Raw genomic sequence first — 18,086 nt, 5'->3', positions numbered from 1 at the left:
GACCGGACGTATGGCCTGGCTAAGGCATTTAGAGCTGGACCCGGGCCAGCTGTCGCGATTGGGCGACCAGGCGGTCCGCCGAGTCCCAGATCTCCGCGTCCTCCTCCAGGAAACCGCCCGCCAGATTCCGCGTCGTAAGAGAAACCCGCAACGGCCCCGGAGCAGGCCGGCACCGCACATGTACGGTCAGCTCGACTGTCGGCACCCAGCCATTGAGCCCCAGCTCGAATGCCGTGGGCGGCAATGCGTCGACGGCGAGAAGCAGTGACAGCGGATCCGCGTCACGGCCATCGGCGAGACGGAACCACGCCCGCATCTCACCCTTCCCGGAGGGCGCGCCGGCCACCCAACCCAGGGTCGACGGGTCGAGCTTCGAGGCGAGCCGTTCGGCGATCGCCCAACCGCCGGGCACCGGTGGGGCGCCCTCCGGTGCCTCACCGGTCCCGAAGCACTGCTCGATCGGCGGGAGGGCCGGCGGCTTCGCGGTGGTGCGTACGTCGTCGGGGAGAGTGTCCAGGTCTCCGTACGAGGCGAGGACCCGGATGCGTTCGATCTCCGTGCCGTCATCGGCGTACGGGAACAGGGACGCCTGCCCGGTCGAGAGCGTGCGGCCGCTGCGCACGACGTCGGTGCGGATCACCGCGGGTCCGGGCAGCGACGCGGTGAGGAAGTGCGCGGAGACCGTGAACGGGTCGGGTTGGGCAGCGCGTCCGCGAGGGCGCGACCGAGCACCGCGAGGGCGGCCGCTGCGCAGGTCGGCCGATTCCATAGAACGGCAGCTCGCATGGGTCTGAGGGCCGCGCTGACGAGCGCGGCCCTCAGACCCGATCACCTGGCGGCCGGGGTCAGGGAATCAGGTTGAGATTGGTCGGTGAAGTGGCCGGATTGCTGATCGGATTCGGCGGGGTGATGGGGTTTGGCGGGGTGATCGGGTTCGGTTGGATGATCGGGTTCGGCTTCGGGGCGGGGGCGGGCTGAGTAATCGGGTTGATCGGTGTGATCAGGTTCGGCTGCGGCGTGGGCTGGGGGGCAGGCGCGGCAGCCGGGGGAGCGGGCGGGGTGATCTGGGGCAACGAGACCTGGGGAAGAGAGACCTGGGGAAGAGAGACCTGGGGAAGAGAGACCTGGGGAAGAGAGACCTGGGGAAGAGAGACCTGGGGAAGTGAGATCTGTGGAGCGGTGATCTGCGGTAGCGAGATCTGGGGAAGCGAGATTTGCGGAAGCTGTGGGGTCGGCTGAGTCGTCGGGGTGTCCGGTTGCTTGATCACTGAGGTGTCCGGCTGGTTGACGACCGGCACCTCGGGCTGCTTGATGACCGGGATGTCGGGCTGGCTGACGTTGGGCTGATTGACCACCGGTACGTCGGGTTGCTTGACCACCGGCGCCTCTGGCTGGTTGACCACCGGTACGTCGGGTTGCTTGACCACCGGCGCCTCTGGCTGGTTGACCACCGGTACGTCGGGTCGCTCTACCACCGGAACCTCTGGCTGGTTGACCACCGGTACGTCGGGTTGCTTGACGACCGGGATGTCCGGTTGGCTCACGACCGGTGGATTGATCTTGGTGGGCTCGCTGTCCTTGCACTCGTCCGGCGTGGTGTCGGGGCCAGGCTCGGGAACCCCGACGTTCGGCGCGGGACATCCGCCGTCGTCACCCGTCGGTGCCGGAATCCGCGGCATCGGGCATTCGTTCTTGATCTTCCCGCTCATCATGCAGGCCGCCCAGTCCGGCAGCGGTTCGCAGTTTTCCCGGTCTTGCGTTGTCATGGCGTCGTTGCAGGTGGGGCGGGGTTCGTGGATCGGTTCGCAGTTTTGCCGGTCCTGGGTTGTCATGGCGTCGTTGCAGGTGGGGCGGGGTTCGTGGATCGGTTCGCAGTTTTGCCGGTCCTGGGTTGTCATGGCGTCGTTGCAGGTGGGGCGGGGTTCGTGGGCCGGTTCGCAGTTTTGCCGGTCCTGGGTTGTCATGGCGTCGTTGCAGGTGGGGCGGGGTTCGTGGATCGGTTCGCAGTTTTGCCGGTCCCGGGTCGTCATGGCGTCGTTGCACGGCAGGGGGATGTCGGGAACCTCGTACGCGCTGCCGGTCTGGTGCTCGTCGCCGGCGGGCTTGCCGCCGTTGTCCTGCTGGTCCTGTGGCGTGCTGTCGGGGGTCGGCAGTACGGGGGACTCGGCCGGAGCGGAAAGGCGGAGACCGGGGAAGAGCTTGGAGAGTTTCTCCTTTACGATCTGCAGCCACTCTTCGGTGGTGTGTTCGCCGGTCGTCTGCCGGGAGGCCTGCACGGACAAGGGTTTGATGATGAGGGGAGTGGAGACGCTGCCGTTGCCCGTGACGGCGATGGTCTTCTTCGGATTGCCCTCCTCGTCCTTCGTGGTTTTATGCTCCAGCGTCCCTCCCCCCTTCAGGAAGGGACCGAGGCCGATATTGCCGATGGCGCTGATGGTCTTTGTGGGCTCGCCGCCGTCGTGATCAGTCGTCGTCGCGTGCTGCAGAGTCACTCCCGAGAATCCGGGGACTGCGAGCTGCACGCCGAATTTCTTGGTCGTGCTCCCCGAACCGACGGTCACCGTGGTCTCGCCATCGGGCTCGGCGATGATGGGAATCTCGTCGCGGAACAGGGTGTCGTTCGGGCTGCTCACCTTCTTCGCCGTTCCATTGAAGGTAGGCGTGACGACGCTGATGCTGTCCGCGCTGGTGGAACGCGTGTAGAACGGCGTCACCGGCGAGACCTTCTTCAGCACATCAATGATCGGCTGTAGCACGGAGTCGGAGGAGATGTCCGCGGTGCCGGGAAGTTTGGCACTTGACGTCGACGTGGTGATGTGGCCCTCGACCTCATAAACGTCCCCGTTGATCATCGTCACCTGAGAGCGGATCCGTGGCCCGACCTCCGTCGAGCGGTGGTATCCGCCGAGGGCGGCGTTCGCCTGGGACACAGGGCTGGTGTGGCCGACGTCGTCACGGGCCTGGGACGAGGTCCGGTCGGTCTTGTTGAACGCCGGAGGCGGGCCGACCGTCTCCGGCTCGGTGACGCTGATCGCCCCGTCCCAGTTCTTCGGGTTTCCCTGGGCGTAGGGCGCCTGCTCCGGATAGAGCTGGTAGTAGAGGTCCCACGCCTCGGCCGCCTTCGCGGCGGCGGCGGTCTTGGCGGTGTTGTGCCGCTTGTCGATCGCATCCGAGGTCTTGCGCAGGGACGCGTCCTTGCCGAGCACCTGATCCGGCCGCAGTCCGCTCAACCGGGCGATGTCCCGGGTGATCGGATCATTCGTCGGATCGGCCATGAACGCCTTGACGGCCGACCGATCCCGTTCCGACGCGGAGACGCCATCGAGGACGTCGCCGACCAGATCGCCGATCGTGACGGCGTGACCTGCCGCGTTCGCGGTGGAACGCGGCAGCTTGTTCTTACCGCGCAGCAGTTCCTCTTCGATCGCCTGCCGCAGATCGGCGGGCAGTCGCTGTCCGCGGGTCTGCGCGATCAGTTCACGGCGCAGCAGCGCGGTGTCGACGTCGCGGCGCAGCTCGGTGAAATGCTTGCGCGCCTTGGCGTTCTTGCCCTCCGCCATCAACTGCTGGAGAGCGTCGTGACGCCGCCGCAGGTCGGCGTGCTCGTCGTGCCACGTGCCGACGTGACCCCGTACTTTGGCCAGACCTTCCGAGAACCGCCTCAAGCGTTCGGCGCGAGCCTTCGCCCGGGCGGCCTCCTCCCGCAGTCGGCGCAGCCGTGCGGCCTCGTGCGGTGTCGGCGGTCGCGACATCCGTGGTTTGCGGTGTTGTGGAGGGGATGTTGAGGATTGGGACGAAGACGGGGACGGCGTAGGCGGCGGCTGCGAAGAGCCGCTCGCCGCGGAAGCCGTCCCGGCCAACGTCATCGACAGTGCGCCCGCGGCCGCCACCGTGAACACGGCGAGCAGAATCCACCGCCAGGCGCGAATCAATCGACGCCACATGCCAGGAACTCCTTGTACCGACGCTGGGTGCCCCTACCGGGGCCGAACGGAGTGCAGACGGGCGCGCTGAACAGCGAACACCCGAACATCAGCAGCTCGCCGCGCATGGACAGCGGCAACCGCTCCAGCGCCGTCGCGGCAACGTCAGCGACGGACCATGAACGACGTGTCAGGAATACTCACCAACACGTCGATCAAGGAATAACACGTGCGCGCGGCCCCGACAACCGTTCCCAAAGACTGGGCATGAGTTCATCCCGGCCGAGCCCTCGAAGATCTTCCCGCGAGGGGTTCAGCTGGGGCGGATCGATAGCGCGTGGTGGAACACATCGCGTGGATCCCAGCGGCGCTTGACCTGCTGGAGCCGTACGTAATCGTCCTTGTAGTAGAGGGAGTGCCATGGAGCGGCCGACGTGTTGTACCGAGGATCGGCCAGGTCCGCGTCCGCGTAGTTGATGAACGCGCCGTCGTCGTCCTCGCCGGCCGGAACGCCGCCGCCGGCGGCGTAGAAGTCGCGGTAGAGCTCTCGGATCCAGGTCAGGTGCCGGGAGTCCTCCGCCGCGTTCTGCCAGCCGGCGAGGAAACCGACCAGGAAGATCGAGTCGCGGTGCGGCATCGCGGTCGTGCCGGGGGAGACGGCGTTGACGCGCCCGCCGTAGGTGTTGATGAACAGGTGACCGTTCGGATCGTTGTGGTCGGCCCCGGTGAGGTACCGGTAGGCGGTGGCGATCTGCTGGTCGGTGAGGCGGCGGCGCCGATACCCCGACTTCAGCTTGAGGCGGCGGTCGAAGGGCGTGGGGTCGTTGATCGCCTGCGTGGCCGAGGCGAGCCAGGGCAGGGTGGACGACTGCCGCACCGGCCGTGCGCCGACGCCGCGGCCGAGCGTGCGCACCAGGTCGCCGAGTAGCCGCTCCGCGCCGCTGTCGGCGGCTACTTGACCGGAGATGCCGATGGTCTCGCTGGACTTGCCGGCGAGGGCGAACTCGCCGTAGAGGGCGGCCGCGGGGGAACCGGGTGCCGAGTTGCGCTCGCCCCATTCCCCGTAGTTGCGCATCAGCCTGACGAACGAGTCCCGGTCGAGTTCCGCCCATGGCCAGTCCAGGGAGTAGCTCAGGACGGTGGAAGGCGGCCGGGGCAGAAGCCGGCCGGGGTCGGTGCCCTGGGCGTCGGGGGAGCGGAACCAGTAGCGGGTGACGATCCCGAAGTTGCCGCCCCCGCCTCCGGTGTGCGCCCACCACAGGTCCCGGTTGGGATCTGACGGTTCCCGGGTGGCGACCACGCTTCTGGCCTTGCCCGACCGGTCCACCACGACCACCTCGACCGCGAACAGGTGGTCGACGGTCAGGCCGTACATACGGCACAGCGCGCCGTATCCGCCGCCGCAGACGTGCCCGCCCGCCCCGACGCTGGGACAGGTGCCGCCGGGGATGGTCACGCCCCAGCCGAGGAACAGCTCCCGGTACACCTCCCCCAGCGTCGCTCCCGCCTCGACCATGAAGGCGTTGCGGCGCCGGTCGTAGTCGACCCGCGTCATCGCGACCATGTCGATGAGCACGCGCACGTCCGGGCCGTCCACGAAGTCCTCGAAGCAGTGGCCGCCGCTGCGCACGGCGATCCGCCGCCCCGTACGCACCGCTTCGTCGACCGCGCGTACGACGTCCTCTGTCGAGCCGACCACTCGGATCTGCTCGGGTTCGCCGTGAAAGCGGTGGTTGTAGCCCCTGAGTGCCAGCGAGCGGTAACGCGGGTCGTCCGGGCCCACGGTGACCGAACCGAACGCGGGGACGCCTCCGAGTTGCGGAGCGGCCTGTGCCGTCGCATGCCAGGAAGCCGCGAGCGCGGCCGCCGGACCCGACACGGCAGCCGCCGCGCCTGCCCGCAGAAGGGTGCGCCGGGTGGACTCGACCATGGTCGTCCTCCTTGAGACGATCACGTGCGATCGAGCCACTGCCTCGCCCTGAACCCGCTGCGTCGCCCGACCGCGATCTGTGTACGGATCTTTGAAGCTAAGGACCCGCCGTCCGGCCGGACAGGGCGCTATCACCTTCATGCGGGTGGAGCCACTCCCCAACGGATCCGGCGGCTGGACCGCTTCTCTCCACCGCGGCGATTTGGTAAGGGGTCCCGCTCAGGACCGGCGTCCGGCGACCACAGAGCCGGGCGGGGCGCGTGGCCCCGCCCGGCTGCGTGGTCAGTGGATCGGGACCGCGGCGGCGTAGATGTCCTCGTCGTTGGCGATGGAGGCGTTGGCCGCCGAGGCGTTGCACAACCGTGGCGGGGTGCCGGTGGTGCCGGTGCCGGGGCACAGGAACAGGGCGGCGTTGCGGGTGTCGGACCAGACCGGGTAGGCGGTCGTGGCGGTGGCGTCGACCATGATGTAGTCGCCGTAGAACTGGCCGTTGAACTCGCTCGGCGGCGGCATGCTGGAGGAGGTCACCCGCTTGCTGGCGAAGTGGGTCAGATCCGTGGACGTGGTCACGGTGATGTCGGAGAAGCCGGTGGACTCGTCCGAGCCGTACTGCCGGTCGTAGTAGGCGGTCACGAGCGTGCCGCGGGGGCTGAAGACCGTGCCCTGCCAGTACTGGTCGCTACGGCCTTGTGCCGTGTTGTCGCCGATGACGGGCATCTTCCGCACGTCGGTGGCGGTGCCGGTGAACGAGGCGCCACCGTTGGTGGAGCTGGAGATCACGATGCCGTTGTTGCATCCGCCGGTCTTGACGCCGTCGTACAGGCTGCCCAGACCCTCCGCGGCAGGGGTGAGTCCGGCGGGTGTGCAGCCGCCGGCCTCGTTGGAATCGCGGTTGATGTACGAGCCGGTGGTGACGACCACGCGCTTGGGGTCGGCCGGGTCGACCGTGACGTTGGGATAGTTGGTGGCGCGGAACACCGAGTTGGTCCCGGCTCCCTTTTCCGGTACGCAGTCACGGCCGGGGTCCTTGCCGTCGCCCTGGTAGGTGTCGCAGTCGGGCAGCTCGTAGTAGTCGGTGGTCTTGACGGGGGCGGAGAAGGTCTTGCCTCCATCGACCGAGCGCGCGAGCAGGACCTGGAAGCGATTGTCCTTGCCAGGGTTCGCGGTGTTGTAGTTCGCCCAAGCGACGTACAGAGAACCGTCCGCGGCGGTCACCGGCTGGGAGAACTGGTTGTCATTGCAGCGCCCGTGCGGTGTGGGAATGCCATAGCCCTGCGGGCACAGCGCCGAGTCGGAACTGACCAGGACGGGCGCGCTGAAGTGCTCGCCGTAGTCGCTGGAGTAGGCCTCGTAGATGTAGGCGGTGCCGTCCTCGGGATAGGTCGTCCAGGTGACGTAGACGCGATCCCGGTACGGGCTGCGGACGTGGTTGTCGACGGTGATGAGCTGCTTGTCGAGCAGGAAGTTCCCCGCGCCGGCGGTGTCATCGTGCTCGGCCACCGGGCGGCCGGCGAAGTTGAACGACGCCCCGCCGGATCCGGTCGAGCGGTAGACGTAGAAGCCGCTGGACTGGTCCGCGTCCGGTGAGACGGCGTTGCCGCGCTTGAACTCCTGGCACGACAGGTAGGCGTTCCCGCGCGTGTCCCAGGCCACCGAGGTGTCCCCGCCGGACTGGAAGTACTCGCGTGGTTTGCCGGCGAAGGACGTGCCACGGACGAACCCGTTCGGCGCGGTGGTGTCCGCCCAGGTCCGCCCGCCGTCGCGGGAGTAGGTGACGCCGCAGGTGCCGTCGCCGCGCCGATAGTCGTTGTAGGTCGAGATGACCTGCTTGGGGTTGTTCGGATTGACCGCGACCCAGGTCTCGTTCTGCGCCTGCCCTCGCCCGGCCAGGTCGGGGTCGGAGACGTTCGAACAGTTCTGGTTCACCTTGACGTTGCCGCCACGGTTCCCGTAACAGCCGGACTCGGCCGTCGCCTTCGGGGCGGTGACCGCGTTCCTACTCAGCCGCTGGGGGCCGAGCGCCTCGGCCAGCGCTCCCGAGACATGTCGTTTCTGCACCGCACTGAGCTTGGCGTAGCCGAACGGCTCGGCATTCGCGCCCGGCGTGAGCAAGGTCAGCCCGCCGATGAGCAGGCCGCCGACGGCGACCAGGCTCAGGGCACCACGTTTCCGCATCCCTACCTCCGATCAGGCTCCGTCGCCTGAGTGGCGCGAGACCCGCGCCCGGGCGGAACGTAGATCTGCAAGTAGGGACGGACAATCCCAAAGTTCCCAAATGGCCAGCAGCGGTCAACGAAGTAATGCGTGATTAGGTACGAGCACAGACGCCTGAAGGGATGACGGTGGACGTTCGGTAGAGCCTGCTGTACCGCGAACCGGCCTGGCTGCACTATCGATCGTGATCTGTCCCGTATCTAGCGTTGCCGGCATGAGAGATCATCGTTTCCGGCGCCGTATCGCCGCCGTCGCAGCCATGGGCGGTCTCGCCGTATCGGGCAGCGTGGTGGTGTCCGGCCCTGACTCCGTCGCCGACGCGCTCGCGTCGCAGGTCCGTCCGTCCGCCGACCAGACACAGCAGCGACTGGACGGACTGGTCCGCGACGATCGGTTCCCCGCCGCTCTGGCGGCCGTACGCGACCGGAGCGGGCGCATCCGTGACTACACGGCCGGGGTCGGTGACCTGAAGACCCGGAGCAAGGTGCCGGTGGACGGGCAGGTGCGCATCGGCAGCAATACCAAGACCTTCACGTCCGTGGTCGTGCTGCAACTCGTCGGCGAGGGCAAGGTCGGTCTCGACCGGCCGATCGAGACGTACCTGCCGAAGCTCATCCGCGGCGACGGCATCGACGGCCGGCACATCACCGTACGGCAACTCCTGCAGCACACCAGCGGGCTGCCGAACTACACGAACTTCCTGGCCAATGGGTTCCTGCCCTTCCAGCACACCTACTCCGAGCCGCGCGAGCTGCTCGACATGGCCCTGGCGCAGAAGGCCGATTTCAAGCCGGGCGCGAAATGGGAGTACAGCAACACGAACTACATCGTCCTCGGGTTGCTGATCGAGAAGATCACGCATCGGCCGCTGGTCGAGGAGATCACCCAGCGGGTGATCGACCGTGCCGGGCTGCGCCACACCTACTTCCCGAACGTCGGCGACCAGACCATCCACGATCGGCACCCCCACGGCTACACGCGGGACAAGCCGGACCAGCCGCTCACCGACGTCACCGAGATGGACCCGTCCTGGGGCTGGGCCGCCGGCCAGATGGTCGCCACCCCGAGCGACCTCGACCGATTCTTCACCGCGCTGCTGGGCGGCCGGCTGCTGAAGCCCGCGCAGCTGACGGAGATGCGCAAGACCGTCGAGGCTCCCGGCCTGTGGCCTGGCGCCCGGTACGGCCTCGGCCTGCTCAGCACCCCGCTGAGTTGCGGCGGCCTGGCCTGGGGCCACGGCGGTGACATCGACGGCTACCACACCAGCAACGCCGCCACCGACGACGGCCGCGCCGCGACGATCGCCGTCACCCAGCTGCCGGAGACCGACGGTCAGGTCAAGCACCTGCTGGCTGCGGTCGACGGCGCCCTCTGCGGGTGAGCCCTCCCGACGCCGACGCCCCCGTGATCCTCCGGAAACCGGATCACAACCTTTTCGGCTGATGATCGTCGGCTGCGGTCGTGCTGTCCTAGATCGGTTCCACACCACTTTGACGTCACCGGGGGATGAGTCGTCATGGCCGGACATCGCATGCCGCCGCGCGGCGGCACGATCCTGCCCACGGATCCGCGGCTGGAGGCCCGGCAGCACACAAAAGGCTGCTGGTGGAATTGGTTCGAGGCGAACTGGCAGTGCGCGAACGACTGTCCGACCCGCCGCGAGCCAGGCCTCGAGGTCGACGAGCGGTCCGCGTCGCCCGTCAAGGAGAAGGGACGGTCGGCGGCCTCCTCGCCGTCTCTCGATATCCAGGTGCTCCCTGAAGAAGCGAACGAGGACACCGACACCATGCGGCACCTCGCTGACCTGATCAATCGGGTGTACGCCGGCGCCGAGAAGGGGCAGTGGCGGCCCGGCGCGACGCGCACCAGCGCCGAGGAGATCACCGAACTCACCCGGGCGGGGCAGATGGTCGTCGCACGAGTCGACGGTGCCGTGGTCGGTGCCATCCGCGTACGGCACCTCGACTCCCGGACCGGGGAGACGGGCATGCTCGCCGTCGATCCGGAGTACCGCAACCTGGGCATCGCCCGGGAACTGCGGTGGTTCGTCGCCCAGCTGCTGCGCAGCCAGGGAATCACCACGTTGCAGATCGAGCTCCTCGTCCCCCGCGACTGGGAACAGTCTTCCAAGACGTTCATGGCCGACTGGAACAGCCGGACGGGCTACAAGGTCGTCCAGAGGGGGGCGTTCGAAGAGCACTATCCCGATTTGGCGCCGCAGCTGGCGACTCCCTGCGATTTCATCATCAACCACAAAGAATTGTGACAGCGGGCCTTTGTGCGCGCGGGTGGACGCCGTTGGCACCCCGGGCGAAGCTCTGCTTCAACGTGAGCCCTTGGACGACCGCCGAGGCCGTGCAGCGCTGGTGGCCCCGCCGCACGCGCTGGATCACAACGATTTCGGCTGATGATGGTCCACCTCGACCGTGCTGTCCTGGGGCGGCTTCGTCCTTACCCCGCCAATAATCGGAGGCCATCTCATGAACACCGCTGACGGCGCGCCGCCGCAGATTCCCGCGCCGGTCCAGATGATGCAATTGCTGGCGGGATTCCAGGTCTCGCAGGCTCTGTACGTGGCGGCCAAGCTCGACCTCGCCACCATTCTGGGCAACGGCCCGCAGACGATCGATCAACTCGCCGCCGAGACGAACGCCGACGCCGATGCGCTCGGGCGGATCATTCGTTTCCTCGCCACGCTCGGCGTCTTCCGCACCAACGGCGACCAGGTCGAGATCACGGAGCTTGGCGCGACCCTGGCCGACGACCGCCCCGGCTCGATACGGTACGCCGCGCTCTACTGGATGGAGACCCACTACGCGCCGTTCGGAGACCTCCTGCACACGGCGTCGACCGGGGAGACGGCGGCGACGCGATACTACGGACAGCCGTTCTTCGACTGGATCTCCACCGACGCCGAGAAGCTCGAGGTGCAGAACCGTACCTTCGCCAACGTCACCAGCAGCCTGCGGGCCGGAATGTTCGAGGGGTACCGGCTGCCGGAAGGGGCCGTGGTGGCCGACCTCGGCGGCGCGGACGGCTCGATGCTCACGAAGCTGCTGGCCGGTGACGCGGACCGGCAAGGGATCGTCTTCGACCGTCCGGAGGTCGTGGTGGCGGCGCAGAAGACCTTGGCGGACAACGGCTTGGCCGACCGCGTCCAGACTGTCGGCGGTGACTTCTTCGAGTCGGTGCCGGCCGCGGACGTTTACATCCTGTCCTACATCCTCCACGACTGGGACGACGAGTCCTGCCGGCGCATCCTGCGCAACGTCGCGGAGGCGGCCGAGCCCGGCGCCAGGGTCGTCCTGGTCGAGTCCGTGATCCCGCCCGGCGACGAACCGCACCCGGGGAAGGTGGTCGACCTCACGATGCTGGCGATGGGGAGCGGGCGCGAGCGCACCGCCGAGGAGTACCGGGCACTTCTGGACTCGGCCGGATTCACCCTGGACCGCATCGTGCCGAGCCCGACGCCGTTCGCCTTCGTCGAGGCGACGCTGCGCTGACACGCCGCTCCGCACGCACGGCTTCGGCCCGGCTCCTCAGCGACCGCTTCTCCTACGTGACCGGCACGGTCCTACGCGTCGACGGCGGCGCGCGGGCCGGAGCGCCCGACCGCATGAAATCCATGTGAGTTCCTGGGAATCCGCTGTCCCCGGCCGCGGGCGTCGGCCCCCGGCCAGGGCGTTCGTGAGGGCGCGGCGCTCCGCCTTCACATACAACTCACAGACACCCATCCCGCTCCCAGATCGACGGTTCACCCTGAGGGCTGCGCGCACCACGATCGGTGCGCCGTTCGACCACTAGTCTTCTGGGAGACGTGATGATCGAAGTGCGTGGGCTCACCAAGCGCTACGGCGAGGTCCTCGCCGTCGACGACCTGACCTTCGCCGTCCGCCCGGGCGAGGTGACCGGCTTTCTCGGCCCCAACGGCGCCGGGAAGTCGACGACCCTGCGGATCATCCTCGGGCTCGACGCCGCCACGGCCGGGACGGCCACGGTCGGCGGGCACCCCTATGCCGCGCAACCCGCCCCGTTGCGGGCGGTGGGCGCGCTGCTGGACGCGGGCGCGGTGCTGCCGAGCCGGACCGCCTATCACCATCTGCTGGCGCTGGCGGCCGGGAACGGGCTGCCGCGCGGGCGGGTGGAGACGGTGCTCGAGGAGGTGGGCCTGGAACGGGTGGCGCGGCGGCCGGCCGGGACGTACTCCCTCGGCATGCGGCAGCGGCTCGGAATCGCCGCAGCCCTGCTCGGCGATCCCCCGACTCTCGTCTTCGACGAACCGCTCAACGGGCTCGACCCCGAAGGCATCGTCTGGATCCGCGGCCTGATGCGGCGGATGGCCGCCGAGGGGCGCGCCGTGTTGATGTCCAGCCATCTGATGAGCGAGATGGCGCTCACCGCCGACCACCTCATCGTCATCGGGCGCGGCAGGCTGATCGCCGACAGCGGCATGCAGGCGTTCATCGACGCGCACGGCGGCCACGAGGTGCTGGTGCGCAGCCCGGAGGTGGAGCGGCTCGGCCGCCGGCTGACCACGGCGGGCGCAGCCGTACGCCCGGAGGACGGGAGCGCGCTGGCGGTGACCGGACTGGACGCGGCCCGGATAGGTGCGCTCGCCGCGGTCGACGGGATCGAGTTGCACGAGCTCACGCCGCGACAGGCATCCCTCGAGCAGGCGTTCATGGCGCTGACGCAGGACAGCGTCGACTACCACGCGGAGAAGGAACCGGTCCGATGAGGACGAAGAAGGCGGCAACGGCGAAGACGGTGCCCGTGAGCCGGGTTCATCGTGCCGGTGGCCGCGCGTTCGTCGTCCTTCGCCGGCGCGACGCGTAAGAAGAACACCGGGCGACGAGACGGGAACGGGCGATGGCGGCGGAACACCTGTTGGTGGTGGAGGACGATCCGACGTTGCGCGAGCTCCTCTCCGCCAGCCTGCGGCTGGCCGGCTTCACCGTGACACCGGTGGAGTCGGGGGCGCAGGCGCTGGCCGAGGTACGGCGGCAGCGGCCCGGTCTGATCGTTCTCGATGTCATGCTGCCCGACTTCGACGGTTTCGAGGTCGTACGGCGCCTGCGTGAGCAGGGACCGCTGTCCGCGACCGGGCATCCCCCGGTGCTCTTCCTCACCGCGCGCGACGCGGCCGAGGACAAGATCAGCGGGCTCGCGGCGGGCGGTGACGACTACGTCACCAAGCCCTTCAACCTGGAGGAACTGGTCCTGCGCATCAAGGCGATTCTGCGTCGGGCCGGCGGCAGGCACCCGGACGGCCGGCTCGTCGTCGGTGACCTCGAACTCGATCCCGAGAGCCACCAGGTGACGCGGGGCGGGCAGCCCGTCCAGCTCTCCCCGACCGAGTTCAGCCTGCTGCGGGTGCTGATGGAGAACGCGGGTCAGGTGCTGTCCAAGGCGCAGTTGCTGGAGCTGGTCTGGCAGTACGACTTCGGGGGCGACGACAGCATCGTCGCCTCGTACGTCAGCTATCTGCGCCGCAAGGTGGACCCGGACGAGCCGAAGCTGATCCATACGGTGCGGGGTACCGGCTACGTACTGCGCAGGCCACGGCCGTGAGGGGCGCGGGCATCGGGTACCGGCTCCGGCGGCTCTCGCTCCGCGGACGGCTGCTGGCGATCGCCGTGCTGCTGCTCGTCGTCGCACTGCTGGGCAGCAACGTGCTCGTCCTCAGGCTGCTCCAGGACGACCTCGTACGGCAGCTCGACGAGCGGATCCGAACGGCCGCCACGGTGACCGCGCGCTTTCCCGACCTGTCCGGGCTGGCCGGCGAGGACGCCCCGCGCGTACGCGGCACCGTCGAGCAGCAGCTCACCGGGGACATCTACCTCGCCTACCTGGCCCCCGACGGACGGGTCGAACGCGTGCTCCGCCCCGCGGCGGAAGGTTCGCCCGAGTTGCCCCGGCTGGACACGGCGGGCGTTGCCGGTCGGCGCGGCCGGCCCTTCCGGGTGGCGGCGGCGGGCGGCGATGGCTCCTGGCGGGCCCTCGCCCTGCCGCGTATCGGGTCCGGAGGTGAGCGCGGCGGCAGCGTGGTGGTCGCCGGCTCGCTCGGCGAAGTCGACGCCATCATGAGACGGCTCACCGGCCGGGTGGTGCTGATCGACTCCGCCGTGCTGGCCCTGCTCGCGCTCGCCGGGTGGTTCGCGGTACGGGCGGGGCTGCGGCCGCTGCGCCGGGTCGAGACCGTCGCGGCCGCCATCGCGGACGGCGATCTCACCCGCCGGGTCCCGGGCCTGGCCGCCCCCGGCACCGAACTCGGCCGCCTGGCCGCGGCCCTCAACGGCATGCTCGCGCAGATCGAGGCGGGCGCCGCCGCCCGCGCGGACGCCGAGCAGCGCATGCGTCGCTTCATCGCCGACGCCAGCCACGAGTTGCGTACACCCCTCTTCGGCATCAAGGGGTTCACCGAGCTCTACCGGATGGGCGGCATGCCCGAACGGGAAGACGTCGACGCGTCGATGGGCAGGATCGAACGCGAGGCCGCCCGGCTGGTCGATCTGGTGGAGGACCTGCTGCTCCTCGCCCGCCTCGACGAGCACGGCGCCACCACGGACCTTCCCCTGTATCTCACCCCCATGGATCTGCGCACGCTGGCCGCCGACGCCCTCCACGACCTGCGGGCCCTCGACCCGCATCGCCCCGTCACCCTCACCGGACCCGGCGGCGGACCGCCCGGCGACGCCCCCGTCCTCGGTGACGAGGCCAGACTCCGGCAGGTCACCACCAACCTCGTCGGCAACGCCGTCGCCCACACCCCGCCGGGCACCCCGGTCCGCATCGGCGTCGGCACCGTGAACGGGCACGCCGTCCTCGAACTCCACGATGAGGGGCCCGGGATGACCAGAGCCCAGGCCGATCAGGTCTTCGAGCGCTTCTACCGCGCCGACGGCGCCCGCACCCGGGCCGAGGGAGGCGGGGCGGGCCTGGGCCTGGCCATCGTCGACTCCCTGGTGACGGCGCATGGCGGTCGTGTGGAGGTCGATACCGCGCTCGGTGCGGGGGCGACGTTCCGCATCCGGCTGCCCCGCGCGCACCCCTGAGAGCCCTGAACCACAACCTATTCGGCTGATGATGTCTCGCCGCGGTCGTGGTGTGCTGAAACAGTTGCCCCCAATTCACGGTAATAGGTGATAACCGTTATTCCCGCGCTCAAGGCCGACAAGCTTCACAATCCGAGCTTGATGCCTGCCCGTCCGCGGTCAGGACCTCTCCCATGACGGCAAGCGCTCGGGGCCGGTCTCAGTGGCAGCGTTTCCGGTCGCGGGAGGTGGAGCTGTCGGCTGTCGAGGATCTTCTGCGGGAGGTGGGTGCCGGGCGGGGCGGAGCGATGGTCGTCTGCGGTGAGGCCGGTATCGGGAAGACCGCGCTGTTGGAGCAGGCGCTTGAGGTGATACCGCAGGCGCGTCGCCTGGATGCGGCGGGCCAGGAGTTCGAGACCGAGCTTCCGTTCACGGCGTTGCATGAGTTGTGCGTTCCGCTGCTGGACGGGTTGGACAGCCTGCCGGGCCCGCAGCGCGCGGCGCTGGAGGTGGCGTTCGCGGTCCGCGAGGGGGCGGCGCCCGATCGATTCCGGGTCGGCCTGGCGGTGCTGGGCCTGCTGACCGGTGCGGCACGTGAACGGCCGGTCGTGTGCGTGGTCGATGACACGGACTGGATCGATGATGCCTCGGCGCAGGTGCTGGCGTTCGTCGCCCGCCGCGTCGGCGACAGCCCGGTGGCGTTGCTGTTCGCGCTTCGCGGGGCGGTGGCGTCCGGGCGTTTCGCGGGGTTGCCGGTGCGGACCGTGACCGGTCTTGGAACCGAGGACGCGCTGGCGTTGCTCTCCTCGCGCATCCACGCGCCGCTGGATGAGCGGATCCGTGATCAGATCCTGGCGGAGTCGCGCGGCAATCCGCTGGCATTGATCGAACTGGTGCGCGGCATCGGGATGCCGGAACTCGCCGGTGGCTTCGGCCTGCCGGAGGCGTTGCGGGTGCCGGAGCGGATGGAGGCCGCCTACCGCGAGCGGCTGGCGGCCCTGCCGGAGCCCACCCGGCGGCTGCTTCTCGTCGCGGCTGCCGAGCCCTTGGGCGAGCCGGCCTTGTTCTGGCGCGCCGCCGAACTGCTGGGCATCGGCATCGAGGCGATCACGGCGGCTGAGGAGGCGGGGCTGCTGGACGTCGGTGTCGACGTGCGGTTCCCCCACCCGCTGGCACGGTCCGTGGTCTATCGTGCGGCGGCGCCGGAAGAGCGCCGCGCCGTACATCAGGCGCTCGCGCAGGTGACCGATCCACGTCGGGACGCGGACCGCCGTGCCTGGCACCGTGCGCAGTCGGTCCTGCTCCCCGATGAGTCCATCGCCGGGGAACTGGAACGGTCGGCGGACCGCGCCCACGCGCGCGGCGGCGTGGCCGCGGCCGCCGGGTTCCTCGAACGCGCCGCGGCCTTGAGCCCCGATCCGGGCCGGCGGGCGGGCCGTGCCCTGGCGGCGGCCCGGTTCAAGCAGCAAGCGGGCGCCACCGAAGCCGCGATCAGGCTCGTGACCACCGCCCAGGCCGGCCCGCTGGACGCGCGGCGACACGCGCTCGCCGAACTGCTACGCGTTCAGCTCGAGATGGGTGGCCACGGCGGGGCCGCCGATCGGTTGCTCGACGCGGCCAGGGGGCTGGAGTCGCACGACGGGCTCTGGGCCGAGATGACCTACCTGCAAGCGCTTACAGCCGCGATCGGCGCCGGTCGCCTCGGCGAAAGCAGGCGGCTCGCCCAGGACGTGCGTACGGCACGCGCCGCGTTCGTCGCGGCGCCTTGGCGCCCGGTCCAGCTGCTCCTCGACGCGCTGGCAGCCCAGATGATCGACGGCTACACCGTCGCGGCCCCGCTGCTGGGAAAGGCGATGGACGCCCTGGTCCCGGCCGACTCCGCGCAGGTCCCCGACGGCCGCTGGCTTCGGCCCGCCTGCGGGGTCGCGCCCGACCTGTGGGACGAGCACGCCTGGAGCACGCTCGCCGAGCGCTACGTACGGACGGTACGTGAATCCGGGGCGCTCATCGAGCTGCCCGTCGCCCTGCGCTGCCTGGCGCTGTACCGCATCCACACGGGCGAGTTCGGTGACGCGGCGTCGCTGATCGCGGTGGCTCACGACCTCGCGGAGGCGAATGGCACCCACGGCCCGTCCTGGGCCGACATGGCGCTCGCGGCCTGGCGGGGCGATCGGGAACGGACGGCCGCGATGTCGGAGACGATCGCGATCCTGGCACGCGAGCGCGGTCAGGGCTGGGTGCTCTCGGCGGTCGACTACGCGACCGCGGTGCTGCACAACGCCACCGGCCGGTACCAGGTCGCGGCCCAGACCGCCCGCGCGGCAGATGAACACGACGAGCCGGGCCTCAGCGCGTTCGTCCTCCCAGAACTGATCGAGGCCGCCACCCGTACGGGAGACGTCGCGCTCGCCGAACGAGCACTCGAGCGGCTCGTGCAGCGCACCCGCACGTTCGGCACCGAGTGGGCGCTGGGCATCGAGGCCCGCTCCCGTGCCCTGCTCCTCGCGGGCTCATCGGCAGAGGACCTGTACGAGGAGGCGATCGATCGGCTCGGACGCAGCCGGGCCGCGGTGCAACTGGCCCGTGCCCGCCTGGTCTACGGGGAATGGCTGCGCCGCGAATCCAGGCGCGGTGACGCCCGCGTGCAACTCCGCATCGCCCATCAGGAGCTGACGACCATCGGCGCCGCCGGGTTCGCCGCACGTGCCGCCCGCGAACTGTCCGCCTGCGGCGACCGCCCGCCCGAGGCCACCGCCACGCCCTTCGACCGCCTGACCGCGCAGGAACTGAAGATCGCCCGTCTGATCGCCGAGGGCGCCACTTCCAAGGAGGCGGCCGGTCGGCTCTTCCTCAGCCCGCGCACCATCGACGCCCACGTGCGCAACATCTTCAAGAAACTCAACCTCACCTCCCGCAGCCAACTGCGCGGCCTGCGGACGCGCCTGCCCGCCGACCCACACGACACCGACATGACCTACTGACGCC

At 69.5% G+C, this 18,086-nt stretch carries 11 protein-coding genes; 7 read left to right on the top strand and 4 right to left on the bottom strand.

Annotated features, from left to right (window positions below; genetic code table 11):
- Window positions 1-28 precede the first annotated feature (28 nt).
- The 4 genes from ACQP2O_RS42630 to ACQP2O_RS42615 all read right to left on the bottom strand — a co-directional run bounded on the left by ACQP2O_RS42630 (window position 29) and on the right by ACQP2O_RS42615 (window position 8,028).
- Window positions 29-769, bottom strand: coding sequence for a thioesterase family protein (locus ACQP2O_RS42630; RefSeq protein WP_433174906.1), 741 nt, complete (start codon window positions 767-769; stop codon window positions 29-31).
- 76 nt (window positions 770-845) lie between these two features.
- Window positions 846-3,944, bottom strand: coding sequence for a hypothetical protein (locus ACQP2O_RS42625; RefSeq protein WP_433174905.1), 3,099 nt, complete (start codon window positions 3,942-3,944; stop codon window positions 846-848).
- A gap of 292 nt (window positions 3,945-4,236) precedes the next feature.
- A complete protein-coding gene (locus ACQP2O_RS42620) occupies window positions 4,237-5,853 on the bottom strand; it encodes an FAD-binding oxidoreductase (RefSeq protein ID WP_433174904.1) in 1,617 nt (538 codons plus the stop codon).
- 282 nt (window positions 5,854-6,135) lie between these two features.
- Complete coding sequence (locus tag ACQP2O_RS42615; protein ID WP_433174903.1) at window positions 6,136-8,028, bottom strand: sialidase family protein; 1,893 nt, start codon at window positions 8,026-8,028, stop codon at window positions 6,136-6,138.
- A 253-nt stretch (window positions 8,029-8,281) separates the two neighbouring features.
- Here ACQP2O_RS42615 and ACQP2O_RS42610 point away from each other — a divergent pair, with 253 nt between their 5' ends.
- The 7 genes from ACQP2O_RS42610 (at window position 8,282) to ACQP2O_RS42580 (ending at window position 18,082) form a co-directional block, all read left to right on the top strand.
- On the top strand, window positions 8,282-9,448 hold the full coding sequence (locus ACQP2O_RS42610) for a serine hydrolase domain-containing protein (RefSeq protein ID WP_433174901.1): 1,167 nt from the start codon (window positions 8,282-8,284) through the stop codon (window positions 9,446-9,448).
- Between the two features lie 135 nt (window positions 9,449-9,583).
- Window positions 9,584-10,333 (top strand): GNAT family N-acetyltransferase, encoded by a 750-nt coding sequence (locus tag ACQP2O_RS42605; RefSeq protein ID WP_433174900.1) that lies wholly within the window; start codon window positions 9,584-9,586, stop codon window positions 10,331-10,333.
- 214 nt (window positions 10,334-10,547) lie between these two features.
- Entirely contained in the window at window positions 10,548-11,570 is a 1,023-nt protein-coding gene (locus ACQP2O_RS42600) for a methyltransferase (RefSeq protein ID WP_433174899.1), read from the top strand.
- A 317-nt stretch (window positions 11,571-11,887) separates the two neighbouring features.
- The gene (locus ACQP2O_RS42595) at window positions 11,888-12,805 is read left to right on the top strand and encodes an ABC transporter ATP-binding protein (RefSeq protein ID WP_433174898.1); all 918 of its coding nucleotides are present in this window, start codon (window positions 11,888-11,890) and stop codon (window positions 12,803-12,805) included.
- Between the two features lie 131 nt (window positions 12,806-12,936).
- Window positions 12,937-13,638, top strand: a complete 702-nt coding sequence (locus ACQP2O_RS42590) for a response regulator transcription factor (protein WP_433174897.1) — start codon at window positions 12,937-12,939, stop codon at window positions 13,636-13,638.
- Entirely contained in the window at window positions 13,635-15,122 is a 1,488-nt protein-coding gene (locus tag ACQP2O_RS42585) for an ATP-binding protein (protein WP_433174895.1), read from the top strand. Before ACQP2O_RS42590 ends, ACQP2O_RS42585 begins: the two co-directional genes overlap by 4 nt.
- Before the next feature lie 173 nt (window positions 15,123-15,295).
- On the top strand, window positions 15,296-18,082 hold the full coding sequence (locus ACQP2O_RS42580) for an ATP-binding protein (protein ID WP_433174894.1): 2,787 nt from the start codon (window positions 15,296-15,298) through the stop codon (window positions 18,080-18,082).
- The last annotated feature ends 4 nt before the right edge of the window (window positions 18,083-18,086 follow it).

The organism is Actinoallomurus sp. CA-150999, assembly GCF_050942425.1.
Lineage (GTDB): Bacteria > Actinomycetota > Actinomycetes > Streptosporangiales > Streptosporangiaceae > Actinoallomurus.
This window is presented reverse-complemented; position numbering and strand designations above follow the sequence as displayed.

Bases quoted from the DNA above. Each gene is read 5' to 3' on its own strand.
- ACQP2O_RS42605 (WP_433174900.1), top strand. From the start codon at position 9,584: ATGGCCGGACATCGCATGCCGCCGCGCGGCGGCACGATCCTGCCCACG.
- ACQP2O_RS42580 (WP_433174894.1), top strand. From the start codon at position 15,296: ATGACGGCAAGCGCTCGGGGCCGGTCTCAGTGGCAGCGTTTCCGGTCG.
- ACQP2O_RS42590 (WP_433174897.1), top strand. From the start codon at position 12,937: ATGGCGGCGGAACACCTGTTGGTGGTGGAGGACGATCCGACGTTGCGC.
- ACQP2O_RS42615 (WP_433174903.1), bottom strand. From the start codon at position 8,028: ATGCGGAAACGTGGTGCCCTGAGCCTGGTCGCCGTCGGCGGCCTGCTC.
- ACQP2O_RS42625 (WP_433174905.1), bottom strand. From the start codon at position 3,944: ATGTGGCGTCGATTGATTCGCGCCTGGCGGTGGATTCTGCTCGCCGTG.
- ACQP2O_RS42630 (WP_433174906.1), bottom strand. From the start codon at position 769: ATGGAATCGGCCGACCTGCGCAGCGGCCGCCCTCGCGGTGCTCGGTCG.
- ACQP2O_RS42620 (WP_433174904.1), bottom strand. From the start codon at position 5,853: ATGGTCGAGTCCACCCGGCGCACCCTTCTGCGGGCAGGCGCGGCGGCT.
- ACQP2O_RS42595 (WP_433174898.1), top strand. From the start codon at position 11,888: ATGATCGAAGTGCGTGGGCTCACCAAGCGCTACGGCGAGGTCCTCGCC.
- ACQP2O_RS42610 (WP_433174901.1), top strand. From the start codon at position 8,282: ATGAGAGATCATCGTTTCCGGCGCCGTATCGCCGCCGTCGCAGCCATG.
- ACQP2O_RS42600 (WP_433174899.1), top strand. From the start codon at position 10,548: ATGAACACCGCTGACGGCGCGCCGCCGCAGATTCCCGCGCCGGTCCAG.